Origin of the sequence: Caulobacter ginsengisoli (assembly GCF_030814835.1) — a bacterium.
GTDB lineage: Bacteria > Pseudomonadota > Alphaproteobacteria > Caulobacterales > Caulobacteraceae > Caulobacter > Caulobacter ginsengisoli.
The window spans coordinates 484,161-498,488 of the sequence record NZ_JAUSVS010000002.1 but is presented as its reverse complement, the minus strand read 5'-3'; the positions used below and the strand labels follow the sequence as shown (position 1 = coordinate 498,488).

Genomic DNA, 14,328 nt, shown 5'->3' with positions numbered 1-14,328 from the left:
AGGCGCTCCTAAAATGTCCAGGGATTGAGCCGTCCGCCCTTATTGTCGAGCTGAGGCGGAGCGGGATCGACTTGGCAGTTGTCCTCGACCTCGACGCCGATGCGCCGGCCGTTGACGACCAGATCGCGCATCCGCGAGGGCGCCGTCGTCGCGCTGCCGCCGCGCAGGGTCTCCAGGTCCCCCGCGCACAGCATGGCCGTCGCCCCGCCCAGATGCAGCCACCCGGTTGCCTCGCGCCGATAGATTTCCATACGACCGACGATGCCCTTGGCGGTGACTATCTGCAGCAGGATTTCCTGCACCCCATCGCCGTCCAAGTCGATCATGAAGGCGTCGCAAGGCCCGCCATAGGCTGCCTCACAAGCTGGCGAGCCCAAGGCATTCGATCGCCATTTGGTCGCCAGGAAATCGGCCGGAAGCACCGCGCCTTTCGGATAGACGACATACTGCGGCGAGGCGAATTCGGGGGCGGGCGGCGCCTGGCTCGGCTTTTTCTGCAGCCTCGCCAGTTCGCCGATACGGTCCTTGCGCTGCGCCAAGCCCTTGAGCGCCGCCTGGCCATAGCGCTGGCCGCCCCTGGCCAGGAACTCGAAATCGAAGCGTTCCGGCGCGATCCGCTTGCCGTTCAGCCGCGCCATCTGGCTGTCGACCGACAGCCTTGCAGGGTCGGCCAGCGGCGAGAACAGGGCCAGGGCGACGGCTAGGGCCAGGACCAGGCCGGCCAGGTTGGCCGGCTCCAGCCGCTTCATCCAGGGCCCGGGCGACAGCGCGGCCACCGCATAGCCGAGCGCCACGAGACCGGCGACCAGGACGACGGCCACGGCGATGACCCGATCGGGGGTCAGGCCGTACTGGCCGATCCGCAGGGCCGTGGCGTAGGCGGCCAGGCCCACCAGGGGCACGGTCAGCAGGGCCGCCGCGCGGGCCGAAAACCGCAGGATCGAGGGCGGGGGCGGCTCGCGCCGGCCGTCCTGATAGGCGGCGTTGATCAGGGCGATCAGCATGATGGCCGCGGTCAGCAGGATCGGCGTCGCCGCCTTGGTCGCCCAGAGGGGCTGCAGGCCCACGAACGGCAGGCTGACCAGGAAGGCCAGAGTCAGGCCGGTCAGCAGCGGACCCAACCAGGACAGCAGGGCCAGGCCGAAGGTCTTCAGCCCCTCGATCAACTCCGCCCGCAGGTCGGAAAGCTGCACCGCCAGGGCGAAGACCAGGGTGGTGGCTGGGAAAGAGAACCAGGGCCTGGCGATGATCTCGCCGAAACCCTTGAGCCCGATCAGGCCGAACAGCGCCGCCCCCAGGTTCAGCACGCCCCAGAACAGCACGGTCAGCGCGACCGATAGGCCAAACTGCACCGCCTGGCGCGTGGCCTGGCCGAACAGCCTGTCGTAGGGCGGTATCCAGCGCCGCGCCTCGTCGGCCGCCGCCACCCACTGGTGCAGGGCGAAGAAGAACACCGCCGTCATCGGAATCAGCAGGCCCGACGGGAACGGTCGGCCGCCCCCGATGGCCTGCCGCGTCAGGTCGTGCAGCACCAGGCCGGCCGCCAACGGGGCGGCGACCACGGTCCAGATCTGCAGGGTGAGGCGGCGCATATGGCCCAGGCCCGCCAGCAGGACAAACGGCGCCGTCAGCAGCATCCACAGCAGGGTGAAATGGATCAGGCGCGGGCCCTGGTCGCCCGCCCGCTGCGGCGCGAAGGGGTCGAGTAGGGCCAGGGCGACGCCCCAGATCAGGCCCACCATCAGCCGCGCGATGGCGGGGTGCTCGAAATCCGGGCGTCCGTTCTTCATCCAGGCCATGAAACCGCTCTCCCCAAGCCTGGGCAGACTGCGCGCCCGTCCGGGGCGCCGCAACCCGGCACAACCCGCCGAAATCCGCCAAGCCAGGCACAGTTCCGCCGCCAGGCCTCGCCGAGCCTGGGAGGATCGGGCGGCGGGCATGGCCCCCTTTTCGGAGGCTTCGCTGTCGCCAGGAAGGCACAGACTGCGGCTGCCGGTTGCGGGCCCAGGTTCAGTGCTAGCTTTCGCGGGCGTTTGACCTAGACTCGATTCAGACTGGCCCGCAGCAACCGCTTCAATTCTCGCCCGTTCAGGGAATCCATGCCCCCCAACGCCGGTGACGCCTTTCCCTGGACCATCCAGCCGTGGCAGGCTCCCGCCGGATCCGAGGGGGGGTCACGCGGAATGACGCCGGCGCAGGCCGACTTCAAGCTGGAACAGACGACGTCTGGACCCACGGCCATGCTGGCCGGGGACTGGACAGCCGAGTCTCTCGACCGGGCGGGCGACCGGCTGGCCGAGCTGCTGATCCACACCAACGCCGTCACCCTGGACCTGACCAACATCGGCCGCTGCGACACCGCCGGGGCCCTGGCCATCGTCAGGGCAGCCGAAGGCTCCAAGGGCAGCGGCATGCTGCGGGCACGGCCGGACCTGGTCCGTCTGCTCGACCTGGTGCACGACGCCGTCCAGGCCGAGCCCGGCCCGCCCCTGCGTCGCCGGGGCATGATGGACCTGGTCGAGCGGATCGGGGCCGGGGTCATCCATCTGGGCGTCGACTTCTACGAGACTCTGATCTTCGTGGGCCACACCCTGACCGCCGCGGGCCGGGCCATCATCGATCCGCGCCGCATCCGCTGGGCCCCGCTGGTGGCCCTCTGTGAGCGGGCGGGTCTGGACGCCCTGCCCATCGTCGCCACGACGACCTTCTTCATCGGCTGCGTGCTGGGCTTCCTGGCAGTCAGCATCCTGGCCGAGTTCGGGGCCTCGGTGTTCGCCGTCGAGACCATCGCCTTTGGGGTGTTGCGCGAGTTTGGCGTGGTCATCACCGCCGTGCTGCTGGCCGGCCGCTCGGCCAGCGCCTTCGCCGCCGAGATCGGCTCGATGAAGATGAACCAGGAAATCGACGCCATGCAGGTTCTGGGGGTCGATCCATTCGAGGCCCTGGTGCTGCCCCGGTTCGCCGCCCTGCTGATCGTGCTGCCGCTGCTGGTCTTCGTCGCCGACCTGGCCGGCCTGGTCGGGGGTGCGGTGGTCAGCTGGAGCATGCTGGATCTGTCGCCGACCTTCTTCCTGCAGCGCCTGCTCGACAACGTCCACGCCACCCCGTTCTGGATCGGCCTCTCCAAGGCCCCGGTCATGGCCGCCGTCATCGCCGGGATCGGCTGCCGGCAGGGCATGGAGGTCGGCGGCGACGTCGAGAGCCTGGGCCAGCGCGTGACCGCCGCGGTGGTGCACGCCATCTTCTCGATCATTCTGATCGATGCGATTTTCGCGCTGATCTACAGGGAACTGAACCTGTGACGGACCGCGAAGACCCTCAGCCGCAAGGCTTCGTCGACCTGGACGGCGACGGCCTGGACGACAACGCCATTCCCATCGAGGTGAAGGGCCTGGTCTCGCGGTTCGGCGACAATGTGATTCACGAAAACCTCGACCTGACGGTCAAGCGGGGCGAGGTGCTGGGCGTGGTCGGCGGGTCGGGGGCCGGCAAGTCGGTGCTGCTCAACAGCATCATCGGCCTCAAGCAGCCCGAAGGCGGCTCGGTGAAGATTTTCGGCCAGGACATCAAATACGCCAAGCGGCGCATCTGGACCTCGATCGAGCGCAAATGGGGGGTGCTGTTCCAGCAGGGCGCCCTGTTCTCCTCGCTGACCGTGCGCGAGAACGTCGCCGCGCCGCTCTATGAGCATACCCGGCTGTCGCGCCGGGAGATCGAAAAGCTGGCGGACCTGAAGATCGCCATGTCGGGCCTGCCGACCCGGGCCGGAGCGCTCAAACCGGCCGAGCTGTCGGGCGGCATGCGCAAGCGGGCCGGCCTGGCCCGGGCCCTGGCCCTGGACCCCGAACTGCTGTTCCTGGACGAGCCGACCGCCGGCCTGGACCCCATCGGGGCGGCCGCCTTCGACGAGTTGATCAAGGACCTCTCCGACAGCCTGGATCTGACGGTGTTCATGATCACCCACGATCTGGACAGCCTCTATACGATCACCGACCGCGTGGCGGTGCTGGCCGACAAGCATGTCGTGGCCGTCGCGCCGGTGCGCGAGCTGGAACACTCCGATCATCCCTGGATCAAGGAATACTTCCTGGGTCCGCGTGGCCGCGCCGCCGTCAAGGCGCAGCGACACGTGAAGGCCTAGGGCGAGGACGAGAACACTATGGAAAGAAACGCCAACTACGCCCTGGTGGGCATGGTCACCCTGATCCTCTTCGTGGGGATGGTGATCTTCGCCTTCTGGCTGGCCCGCCTGCAGTTCAACCGCGACTACGACAACTACGACATCCTGTTCATCGGACCGGTGCGCGGGCTGTCCGAGGGCGGCGAGGTGCATTTCAACGGCATCAAGGTCGGCGAGGTGACCAAGATCTCGCTGGACAAGACCGACCCCAACCGGGTCATCGCCCGCATCCGGGTGACCAGCGACGTGCCGATCCGCACCGACAGCTACGCCACGCTGGAGCCGCAGGGGATCACCGGCATCAACTATGTGCAGATCACCGCCGGGGCCAACACCAAGCCGCTGCTCAAGGACGTCACCCCCGATGGCACCGTGCCGGTCATCAAGAGCCAGTCCAGCGCCCTGTCCGACCTGCTGGCGGGCGGCGGAACGGTGCTGACCCGAACGATCGAGGCCCTGGACCGGGTCAACAAGGTGCTCAGCGACGAGAACGTCAAGACCTTCAGCGCCGCCCTCAAGGACGTCCAGGCGGTCACCGCCGAGGCCCGCGAGCGCCGCCAGATCATCGCCGACGCCCAAAAGGCCCTGCAGGACATCGACAAGACCGCCAACGCCATCACCGCCCTGAGCCAGAGCACGCAGGGCCTGGTCGACAATGATGGCCGCAAGACCATGCAGCAGCTGGCCGACGCCGCCGCCGAACTGAAGGCGGCCTCCACCGACGCCCGCACCCTGATCAAGAAGCTGGACCAGCCGACCACCGACTTCTCGACCACCACCCTGCCCCAGCTCAACTCGGCCATCGACAGCCTGCAGACCACCGCCGAGTCCCTGCGCCGCCTGTCCGACGACGTCGAGCGCGACCCGCGCGGCATCATCAGCAAGCCGCCCGCCAAGACCGTGGATGTGAAGAAATGAGCGCTCAAAAGAACCTTGGCAAAGCCCTCGCCATCGCTGCGGCGGCGCTCAGCCTCACCGGCTGTGTGTCGCTGTTCCCCAAGGCCGATCCGGCCCAGCTCTACCGGTTCGAGGTCAGCTCTCCGGCCGCCGCGTCCAGCTCGGCCACGCGGTTCACCGTGCTCCGGGCGCCGATCACCTTCGCGCGGGCGGCGGCGGGCGATGGCATTCTGACCGTGACCAGCGGCGAGGCGGCCTATATCGGCGGGGCCCGCTGGGTCTCGCCGGCCAGCGTCCTCTTCGATGAGGCGGCGACGCGGGCCTTCCAGGACGCCGGCGGCCCGGCCCGGCTGATCGGCCGCGGCGAGATCGCCCGCTCCGACGCCTATCTGAAGCTGGACGTCCGCACCTTCGAGACCCGCTACGACCAGGGGGCCAAGGCCGCCCCCATCGTGGTCATCGAGGTCAACGCCACCCTGACCCGCAACAACCAGGCCCTGGTCGGGACCAAGACCTTCACCGCCAGCGCCCGCGCCGGCGACAACCGGGTCGGTCCCATCGTCCAGGCTTACGACAAGGCCGTCAGCGACGTGCTGGGCCAGTTGGTGGGGTGGGTGAACACCTCGGGGGTCACGCCCTGACGCCTGCCCTTCCCTTCCCTAAACGTCATGTAACTGGCCCCCTCGCCCGGCTGTGCTAAAGCCGGTTCGGGGACGAGCGTGACGTTTCACGCCGGTCGGTCGAGGGACGTGGCATGTCGCGGATGTGGTTGGGCCTGGTCGGGGCCGTTCTTCTGGCTGGGACCGCGGTGTCGGCGACGCCCGACTCGAGACCCTCGCTCTACGATCCCTCGCTGTCGCCCGACGGCTCGGAGATCGCTTTCGTTTCCGGCGGCGACATCTGGACCGTGCCCAGCCAGGGCGGCACGGCCCGTCTGCTGGTCACCGACCCGGCCACCGAGGCCCGGCCGCTCTATTCGCCCGACGGGACCCAGCTGGCCTTCCAGTCGACCCGCGAAGGGCCGTCCAGCATCTACATCCTGAGCCTGGCCACCGGCCAGATCCGCCGGCTGACCTATTCCGACGCCGGCGAGAGCCTCGATGGCTGGTCGCGCGACGGCAAGTGGATCTACTTCACCTCCGGCGCCAACGACGTGGCCCGCCAGAACGACATCTTCCGGGTTTCGGCCGCCGGCGGCACCCCGCTGGAGGTCAGCCGCGAGCGGTATCTCAACGAATTCGAATCCGCCCCCTCGCCCGACGGCCAGTCCATCGCGCTCGTCGCCAAGGGCATCAGCTCCACCCAGTGGTGGCGCAACGGCCATGCCCATATCGACGAGACCGAGCTGTGGCTGAAGCCCGTCGCCACCGGCGCGCCCTACCGCCGCCTGCTGGCCGCCGACGCCAAGCACGCCTGGCCGATGTGGTCGGCCGACGGTGGCGCGCTCTACTACATGAGCGACGAGAGCGGCGCCGAGAACGTCTGGAAACTGGCGACGGCCCCCGGCGCCTCACCGCAACAGGTCACCAAATTCACCGACGGCCGGCTACTCTGGCCCAGCATCGGTCTGAACGGCAGGTCCATCGTCTTCGAGCGCGGCTTCGCCATCTGGAAACTGGACACCGCCACCGGCCAGACCGCCCAGGTGCCCATCACCCTGCTCGGCGCCCCCGCCGCCGCCCGGCCCCAGCACCGGGTCGAGACCGACCTCGACAGCTTCGCCCTGGCCCCCGACGGCAAGAAGGTCACCTTCGCCGCGCGAGGCGAGATCTTCGCGGCGACCACCAAGGAGGGCGGCCCCGGCCAGCGGATCACCCGCACCGTTTCCGCCGAAGGTCAGGCCGCCTGGTCGCCGGACTCCAAGCGCGTCGTCTACGTCTCCGAGCAGGGCCTGGACGCCCGGCTGATGCTCTATAACTTCCAGACCAGCCAGGAGACGGTGCTGACCACCGCCACGGGGAACGACACCGCCCCGATCTGGTCGCCGGACGGCAAAAAGATCGCCTATGTCCACGCCAACCGGCAGCTGCGGGTCATCACCCTGGACGCCAAGGGCGTTCCGGCCAGCGATGTCGCCCTCTACGACAATCCCGCCCTGGTCAGCGACGAGGGCACGCCGCCCGTCTGGTCGCCCGACGGCCAGTGGCTGGCCTTCGTGGTCACCGACCGCAAGTCGTTCACCAACATCAATGTCGTGCCCGCCGCCGGTGGGACGCCGCGCCCGATCAGCTTCCTGGCCAACGGCCAGACCGGCGGGCTGATCGCCTGGTCGCCAGACGGCAAGTTCATCCTGTTCTCGACCAGCCAGCGCAGCGAGGAGTCCAGGATCGTCCGCATCGATCTGGTCCCGCACGTGCCGAAGTATCGCGAGGACAGCTTCCGCGACCTCTTCAAGCCGAGCGAGACCCCCGACAAGCCCGCCCCGGACACCAAGGATCCCAAGCGCCGCGGCCCGACCAAGCCCCCCGTCGACAAGGCCGGCGCGGACAAGCCCGCCGATGACGCCAAGGCCGAGGCCGACAAGCCCGCCGCCGCCGCCGACAAGCCCAAGAAGGTCGAGCCGGTGAAGATCGTCTTCGAGGGCCTGCGCGAGCGGGTCAGCGTGCTGCCGCTGGGTCTTTCCGCCGGCAATCCGGTGATCAGCCCCGACGGCAAGGTGGTGGTCTTCGTCGCCACCGTGGCCGGTCAGGACAACCTCTACAGCTACAGCCTCGACGAACTGGCCAAGGAGCCGGCCACCCCGGTCCAGATCACCTCCAACGCCAAGCCCAAGACTGCTTACGTCTTCACCGCCGACTCCAAGACGCTCTACTACCTGGAGGACGGCACGATCATGTCGACCGGGCTGGAGGGGCCCAAGCCCAAGGCCCTGGCGGTCAGCGCCGAGCTGGACGTCGATTTCGACGCCGAAAAGCAGGTGGTGTTCGACGAGGCCTGGGGAACCCTGAACCGCCGCTTCTACGACGCCAAGTTCCACGGCAAGGACTGGGCGGCGCTGCGGGCCAAATGGCAGCCCTACATCGCCGGGGCCCGGACCCCCGACGAGCTGCGCCGCGACATCAACCTGATGATCGGCGAACTGAACGCCTCGCACTCGGGCATCAACCGCGGCGGTCCCAACCTGCGCTCGCGGGTCGGGCTGCTGGGCCTGCGCTTTGACCGCGACGCCTTCGAGGCGGGCAAGGGGCTGGTGGTCCGCGAGGTCATCACCCTGGGTCCCGCCTTCATCGAGGGCAGCATCAAGCCTGGCGAGACGCTCGTTGCCGTCAACGGCCAGGCGGTCGGCCCCAACTCTAACCTCGACGCCCTGCTGCTCGACCAGATCGGCAAGCGCACTGTGCTGAAGGTCGCCGGGGCGGCCGGGACGCGTGAGGTGGTGGTCCGCCCGATCTCGCGCGGGGTCGAGGCCGGCCTCAACTACCGCCAGTGGGTCGGCGAGCGGCGGGCCTATGTCGAGAAGATCAGCGGCGGGCGCCTCGGCTATGTCCATATCGCCGACATGGGCGATGACAGCCTGGCCCAGCTCTACCTCGACCTCGACGCCCAGAACCAGGAAAAGCAGGGCGTCGTCATCGATATCCGCAACAACAACGGCGGCTACATCAACGGCTACGCCCTCGATGTCTTCACCCGCCGCAACTACCTGATGTTCACCCAGCGGGACCAGCCGTTCGCGGTGCCGACCCGCCAGGCGCTGGGCCAGCGGGCCCTGGGCGCGCCGACCGTGCTGCTGATCAACGAGTCCTCGCTCTCCGACGCCGAGGATTTCACCGAGGGTTATCGGGCGCTGGGCCTGGGCAAGGTGGTGGGCGTGCCGACCGCCGGCTGGATCATCTTCACCACGGGCCAGTCGCTGATCGACGGCTCGGTGGTGCGGGTGCCGATGTGGAAGGTCGAGGACCTGCGCGGCCAGAACATGGAGCTCAACCCCCGCCCGGTCGACGTCAAGGTCGAGCGGCCCCTGGGCGAGACCCTGACCGGCGACGACGCCCAGCTCAAGGCGGCGGTGGATACCCTGCTGGGTCAGATCGGGGCGAGATAGGAACTTAGTTCCCGATCAGGGTCAGCAGGAACCGGGTGTCGGACCATTTGGTCGCCGGGTCGCGCTCGCGCCCATCGATGAGGGGCCGGAAGCTGGCCTGCCGCACGATGGTCAGGCCCAGTGACGGAATGACATAGAGCCGCTGGTCGCCCGCCCCGGCCGCGACGATCAGATCCGGCGGCAGGCGGTCGGCATTGGCCCCCATGTCGGTCGAGGCGGTGACCACGTCGGCAACCTTGGCCGGACGCGGCAGCCACCAGCTGATCCCGTAGCCGGGATGGGCGCTGGAGCCGATGAACAGCTGACGGAAGGCCTGCGGGTCGACCAGCTGGCGGCCATTCCAGGCCCCGCCGGCCCGCACGAATTCGCCGAACTTCGCCCACTGGCGCGCGGTCAGCACCGCGCCCTGCGGCATCAGCGGATCGCCCGCCTGGGTGTGGCGCCAGTCGGTGGGAACCAGGCCGATAGGGTCAAGGATTCGGCGATGCAGATAGGCCAGCGGGTCGGAATCCTGGCCCGCCGCCGCCAGCTTGCGCTTCATCACCTCGCCGAACACCTGGAAGGGCGCGGGGCCGTACTGGAAGAGCGTCCCCGGCTCGGCGTTCAGCGCCATGGCCACCGCCTCGGCATAGCCCGGCGCCCGGCCGATGCGGCCGCCCGGCAGACCCGAGGTCAGGCTCAGAAGCTGGCGGAGGGTCACCCGCGCCTTCATCGGATCGGCCCGCCATTCGGCCAGGGTCTTCGACACCGGCTCGTCCAGGGTCAGCAGTCCATCCTGAACGGCCGCCGCCGCCATGATCCCGGTGAAGCTCTTGGTCCCCGACCAGATTTCCATGCCGTGGTCGGCCGCGCCCTCGCCGGCGTAGGACTCGCAGACCACCCGGCCCTGATAGAGCACCAGCACCGATGCCCCGCGCCGGGGCGTCGAATAGGCGACCGCCGCGTTGCAGGCCGCCTGGCTGGGCGGCGCGGCCAGGGCCGGCGAGGCGCCCAGCATCAGCAACAGTGCAATCAGACCCGCGCGAACCATCAGGGCGACCTTTCCAGTCTTCGTTCCCTACACGATCCGCGCGGCCCGATCCGTCGGCTAGCCGGCGGCGATGACGTCCTTCACCAGCCGCGACACCTCGTCGATCTCGTTCCAGCGGTCGAACGAGGGACCCATCCGCACGACCACCAGGTCGGCCGACGGCACGATCACTACGTGCTGGCCGAAGCTGCCCTTGGCCAAATAGGCGTCGGCGGGCATCCCCCAGCCGATCCGCCGGCTCGCCCCCTCACTGGCGCCGCGGTTGGTCCAGAAGCCGGCGCCGTAGCCGACCTGGCCACTACCCGGGGTCTGGCGCGTCGACCACTCCACCCAGCCCTCCGGCAGGATGCGCCGCCCGCCCACCATGCCGTCGTTCAGATAGAGCAGGCCCAGCCGCGCCCAGTCCCGGGCCGGGGCCCAGAAGTGGCTGCCGCCCAGCGGCGTGCCGGCCGCGTCGAACTCCAGGGTCACCCGGCTCATCCCTAGCGGCTCGAAGAGTTCGCGGCGGGCCATGGCCATCACTCCGGCCGCGTCGCCGCCGGACGCGTCCCGGACGATGCGCGAGACCAGGGCGTAGCTGATGTCGGTATAGGCGAACACCGACCCCGGCGGCGCCTTCAGCCGCCGGCGGGCGGCATAGGCGCCCATGTCGGGCTCGTCGAACAGCACCTGGGCGGCCGGGTCGAAGCCGTTGCCTAAGGACGCCCGCAACGACTGGCCGCCGTCCAGGCCGCTTTCCATGCGCAGCAGTTGCTCCAGGGTGATGGCGCCGCGCGGATCGCCCTTGCCAGCCCATTCGGAAATGGCCGCCGGCGCCGTCACCGACAGCCTTCCTTGCCGCACCAGCACCCCGACCATGGCGTTGGTCAGCGACTTGGACATCGACCAGCCGGTCAGCGGCGTTTCCGGCCCGATCCCATGCGCATAGCGCTCGGCGATGATCCGCCCATGCCTCACCACCACGACGGCCTGGGTGTTGTGGCGCGGCCCCCTGGCCGGTTCGGCGAAGGCGCGGTCCACCGCCGCCTGCAAGGCCGGGTTCTGCGGCTCAACCACCTCCGCTCCGGCGATCGCGGCCAGCAGCGGCGGGGTCATCGGTAGGGCTTCGGGCCGGGGCGTTCGCGCCGCCATGGCGCCCGCCCAGGCCGGGCCGTCGTCGGCCCGCACGCAGCCCAGCCCGCCGCGATAGACCGCCCGCTGCCGTCCCGCCCCCGCCAGACTGGCCTCGGCGGTCCCGGCCCGGCGGTCGATCCGCCAGCGCGTCAGGCCCGACATCGGCCCCAGTAGCGGCGCCAGGGCCTGGCTGTAGGCCGTCTCCGGATCGCGCCCGCCGATAAACACCTCCGAACAGAGCTGATGGCTGACCAGCCCCGTCCCCGTCGCCACGAACCGCGCCGGGCTCAGGGAGCCGCATCCCGCCAGCAGGATCGCCGCGCCGGTCATCAAAAGCTTCGTCCGCATGTCTCGCCTCCGTTGTTGCGTTGAAGCGGGGATGGCGGCGGTCCGGCCTCGCCGTCGCCGCGGATTTCGAAACCGGCGAGCCCTCTCGAAAATCGGCGAGGCTTTACAGCCAATGGCGAATTCTATCCTATGGGGGAGGATAGGATATCGATGATGCAGCACGCCTCCCACCCCGCCATCCTCAAGCGCCTCAAGCGCGTCGAGGGCCATGTCCGCTCGGTGATCGCCATGATGGACGCCGGCCGCCCCTGCCTGGACCTGGCCCAGCAGCTCCACGCCATCGAGGCCGCCGTGGCCAGCGCCAAGCGCGAACTGATCCACGACCATATCGAGCACTGCCTGGAGGGCGGCGAGGCGACCCGCCACGACCTGGCCGAGATCAAGCAACTCACCAAATACCTCTGAGGAGCTCAGAATGAGCGACCACCAGCATCCCCACCCTCCGCATCGCTCAGCCATGCACGGCGGCGCCCACGGCCATCTCTGGGTGGTTGGCGTGGTCGGCATAGCCGCCGGGGCGGCGATGATGATCTTCCTGCCGCAGCTGAAGATCGCCTCGACCTCACTCCTGCTGTTCGCCGGCTTTCATGTGGTCGGCGGCATCGTGCTGCTGGCCTCGGCCTGGGGGATCGGCCTGCGCGGCGTCGTGCGCCGCTGGCTGCGTCCCGGGCCGGCCGATCGCATCGAATTCGGCTGGGGTCCCGCCTGGATGAATGGCCTGGCCATCGCCGCCCTGGTCGCCCTGACCGTCGCGGTCGTGGTGCAGCTGCAGTTCCCGACCCACTGGCCGCTGGCCTTCCTGGCGGTGGCGCTGGCGGTGGTGCTGCTGGTCGGCAACCTGATCATGGGCGGCTTTCGGCGGCCGGATCAGGCCGTCCTGCCCATGGTCGAGCTGTTCCAGGGCGAGCGGCCGGTGATCCTGGACGCCGGCTGCGGGGCGGGCCGCACCACCCTGGCGGTGGGCAAGATCCTGCGCCAGGGCCACATCGTCGCCGTCGACCGCTTCGACGCCGGCTATATCGACGAGGGCGGCCGCGCCCAGTTGGAGCGCAATCTCAGGCTGGCCGGCCTGGAGGAGCGGGTTACCATCGAGGCCGCCGACCTTACCGCCCTGCCCTTCGCCGAGGGCGACTTCGACGCCGTGGTCAGCACCCATGTCTATGACCACCTGGGAACCGGCAAGCAGGCGGGGCTGGACGAAGCCTACCGCGTGCTCAAGCCCGGCGGCCGCTTCTTGATGGCGGTCTGGACGCCCGGCTGGTCGATGTTCGCGGTCGGCAACCTGCTCAGCTTCTTCCTGACCTCCAAGGCCGCCTGGCGGAGCATGGTCGAAAAGGCCGGCTTCAAGCGTCTGGACGAGGGCGCCTTCAACAACGCCTGGTACCTGCTGCTGGAGAAGCCCCAGCCGACCCCGGCCGCCTGAGCATGGTCGACATCGCCGCCCTCCTGCAGCAAGGGGCCACGAACCTGTGGCTGTTCGTGCCCAGCGCCCTGCTGCTGGGCGCCCTGCACGGCCTGGAGCCGGGTCACTCCAAGACCATGATGGCCGCCTTCATCGTCGCCATCCGCGGCACGGTGGGCCAGGCCATCCTGCTGGGCCTCGCCGCGACCGTCTCTCACACCGCCATCGTTTGGATCATCGCCCTGGCCGGCCTGTGGTTCGGCCGCAACCTGGACATGGCGACGGCCGAGCCCTGGTTCCAGCTGGCCTCGGCGGCGCTCATCCTCTGCGTGGCCGGCTGGATGGTCTGGCGCACCTGGCGCGAGCAGCGGGCGCACGCTCATCACCACGACCATCCCCACGACCACGATCACCACCACCACGGCCCCGACCTCGGCCTGACCGGCGCCGAGGGCGCCCACCAGCTGGCCCATGCCGAGGCCATCCGCCGCCGCTTCTCCGGCCGGTCGGTGACCACCGGCCAGATCGTCATCTTCGGCCTGACCGGCGGCCTGATCCCCTGCCCCGCCTCGATCACCGTTCTGCTGCTCTGCCTGCAGCTCAAGCAGGTGGCGCTCGGCGCCCTGCTGGTCCTCTGCTTCTCCGTGGGCCTGGCCGCCACCATGGTCGCCGTCGGCGTGGTGGCGGCGCTGGGCATGCGCCAGGCCGAGCGGCGCTGGTCGGGCGCCTTCGCGGCTATTGCCCAGCGCGCGCCCTACGCTTCGGCCGGCCTGATCTCCCTGGTCGCCCTGGTGTTGGCCTGGCAGGGCTGGCTCGGGCTCAGCCGTTGAGCCTGCTGACAGCAGGCTGTCAGCAGGAACCCTCTAACGTCCCGGCTCATTCCTGACGGAAAGGAGCCCGCCATGCTGAAGACCTACAAAGGCAGCTGCCACTGCGGAACGGTCACCTTCGAGGCCGACATCGACCTGGCGGCCGGGACCGGCCGCTGCAACTGTACGTTCTGCGCCAAGACCCGGTCCTGGGGCGTCAACGTCAAGCCCGACGCCTTCCGCCTGCTCAGCGGCGAGGACAATCTGGGCGACTACCTGTTCAATACCCGCCAGGGCCACCACAGCTTCTGCCGGACCTGCGGCGTGCGCGCCTTCGGTCATGGCCATGTCAAGGAGATCGGCGGCGACTATGTGTCGGTGCAGGTGATGAGCCTGGAGGCCACCCCCGAGGAGTTGGCCGCCGCGCCGATCCACTATGCCGACGGCCTGCACGACAACTGGTGGAACCCGCCGACCGACACGGAGAAACGCTACCTCTAGACGCGT

Annotated in this window: 12 protein-coding genes; 9 read left to right on the top strand and 3 right to left on the bottom strand. The window is 69.3% G+C overall.

What is annotated here, in order from left to right; all coding sequences use genetic code 11:
• Window positions 1–8: 8 nt before the first annotated feature.
• Window positions 9–1,799, bottom strand: a complete 1,791-nt coding sequence (locus QO010_RS07715; protein WP_307347934.1) for a DUF4153 domain-containing protein — start codon at window positions 1,797–1,799, stop codon at window positions 9–11.
• A gap of 384 nt (window positions 1,800–2,183) precedes the next feature.
• Between QO010_RS07715 and QO010_RS07710 the strand changes: the two genes are divergently transcribed.
• From QO010_RS07710 to QO010_RS07690, 5 genes are all read left to right on the top strand, one after another.
• Window positions 2,184–3,302 carry an ABC transporter permease gene (locus QO010_RS07710; protein WP_307347933.1) on the top strand — a complete coding sequence of 373 codons (1,119 nt, stop codon included), beginning with the start codon at window positions 2,184–2,186 and terminating at the stop codon, window positions 3,300–3,302.
• 38 nt (window positions 3,303–3,340) lie between these two features.
• Window positions 3,341–4,141, top strand: a complete 801-nt coding sequence (locus tag QO010_RS07705) for an ABC transporter ATP-binding protein (RefSeq protein WP_370873736.1) — start codon at window positions 3,341–3,343, stop codon at window positions 4,139–4,141.
• An 18-nt stretch (window positions 4,142–4,159) separates the two neighbouring features.
• On the top strand, window positions 4,160–5,098 hold the full coding sequence (locus tag QO010_RS07700) for an MlaD family protein (RefSeq protein WP_307347931.1): 939 nt from the start codon (window positions 4,160–4,162) through the stop codon (window positions 5,096–5,098).
• Window positions 5,095–5,718 carry an ABC-type transport auxiliary lipoprotein family protein gene (locus QO010_RS07695; protein WP_307347929.1) on the top strand — a complete coding sequence of 208 codons (624 nt, stop codon included), beginning with the start codon at window positions 5,095–5,097 and terminating at the stop codon, window positions 5,716–5,718. Before QO010_RS07700 ends, QO010_RS07695 begins: the two co-directional genes overlap by 4 nt.
• 113 nt (window positions 5,719–5,831) lie before the next feature.
• The gene (locus tag QO010_RS07690; RefSeq protein ID WP_307347928.1) at window positions 5,832–9,119 is read left to right on the top strand and encodes a S41 family peptidase; all 3,288 of its coding nucleotides are present in this window, start codon (window positions 5,832–5,834) and stop codon (window positions 9,117–9,119) included.
• Between the two features lie 4 nt (window positions 9,120–9,123).
• Here QO010_RS07690 and QO010_RS07685 read toward each other — a convergent pair whose 3' ends face one another.
• Window positions 9,124–10,149, bottom strand: a complete 1,026-nt coding sequence (locus QO010_RS07685; RefSeq protein WP_307347927.1) for a serine hydrolase domain-containing protein — start codon at window positions 10,147–10,149, stop codon at window positions 9,124–9,126.
• A 57-nt stretch (window positions 10,150–10,206) separates the two neighbouring features.
• The gene (locus QO010_RS07680) at window positions 10,207–11,610 is read right to left on the bottom strand and encodes a serine hydrolase domain-containing protein (protein ID WP_307347925.1); all 1,404 of its coding nucleotides are present in this window, start codon (window positions 11,608–11,610) and stop codon (window positions 10,207–10,209) included.
• A gap of 150 nt (window positions 11,611–11,760) precedes the next feature.
• Here QO010_RS07680 and QO010_RS07675 point away from each other — a divergent pair, with 150 nt between their 5' ends.
• The 4 genes from QO010_RS07675 to QO010_RS07660 all read left to right on the top strand — a co-directional run bounded on the left by QO010_RS07675 (window position 11,761) and on the right by QO010_RS07660 (window position 14,322).
• Entirely contained in the window at window positions 11,761–12,015 is a 255-nt protein-coding gene (locus QO010_RS07675) for a metal-sensing transcriptional repressor (protein ID WP_307347923.1), read from the top strand.
• 10 nt (window positions 12,016–12,025) lie between these two features.
• A complete protein-coding gene (locus QO010_RS07670; protein ID WP_307347922.1) occupies window positions 12,026–13,033 on the top strand; it encodes a class I SAM-dependent methyltransferase in 1,008 nt (335 codons plus the stop codon).
• 2 nt (window positions 13,034–13,035) lie between these two features.
• On the top strand, window positions 13,036–13,842 hold the full coding sequence (locus QO010_RS07665) for a nickel/cobalt efflux transporter (RefSeq protein WP_307347920.1): 807 nt from the start codon (window positions 13,036–13,038) through the stop codon (window positions 13,840–13,842).
• Between the two features lie 72 nt (window positions 13,843–13,914).
• Window positions 13,915–14,322 carry a GFA family protein gene (locus QO010_RS07660; protein WP_307347918.1) on the top strand — a complete coding sequence of 136 codons (408 nt, stop codon included), beginning with the start codon at window positions 13,915–13,917 and terminating at the stop codon, window positions 14,320–14,322.
• Window positions 14,323–14,328: the final 6 nt, after the last annotated feature.

What these genes read in the sequence shown, in the direction of transcription:
- QO010_RS07675 (WP_307347923.1), top strand. Translation starts at nt 11,761, where the DNA reads ATGATGCAGCACGCCTCCCACCCCGCCATCCTCAAGCGCCTCAAGCGC.
- QO010_RS07700 (WP_307347931.1), top strand. Translation starts at nt 4,160, where the DNA reads ATGGAAAGAAACGCCAACTACGCCCTGGTGGGCATGGTCACCCTGATC.
- QO010_RS07680 (WP_307347925.1), bottom strand. Translation starts at nt 11,610, where the DNA reads ATGCGGACGAAGCTTTTGATGACCGGCGCGGCGATCCTGCTGGCGGGA.
- QO010_RS07695 (WP_307347929.1), top strand. Translation starts at nt 5,095, where the DNA reads ATGAGCGCTCAAAAGAACCTTGGCAAAGCCCTCGCCATCGCTGCGGCG.
- QO010_RS07710 (WP_307347933.1), top strand. Translation starts at nt 2,184, where the DNA reads ATGACGCCGGCGCAGGCCGACTTCAAGCTGGAACAGACGACGTCTGGA.
- QO010_RS07670 (WP_307347922.1), top strand. Translation starts at nt 12,026, where the DNA reads ATGAGCGACCACCAGCATCCCCACCCTCCGCATCGCTCAGCCATGCAC.
- QO010_RS07715 (WP_307347934.1), bottom strand. Translation starts at nt 1,799, where the DNA reads ATGGCCTGGATGAAGAACGGACGCCCGGATTTCGAGCACCCCGCCATC.
- QO010_RS07665 (WP_307347920.1), top strand. Translation starts at nt 13,036, where the DNA reads ATGGTCGACATCGCCGCCCTCCTGCAGCAAGGGGCCACGAACCTGTGG.
- QO010_RS07660 (WP_307347918.1), top strand. Translation starts at nt 13,915, where the DNA reads ATGCTGAAGACCTACAAAGGCAGCTGCCACTGCGGAACGGTCACCTTC.
- QO010_RS07685 (WP_307347927.1), bottom strand. Translation starts at nt 10,149, where the DNA reads ATGGTTCGCGCGGGTCTGATTGCACTGTTGCTGATGCTGGGCGCCTCG.
- QO010_RS07690 (WP_307347928.1), top strand. Translation starts at nt 5,832, where the DNA reads ATGTCGCGGATGTGGTTGGGCCTGGTCGGGGCCGTTCTTCTGGCTGGG.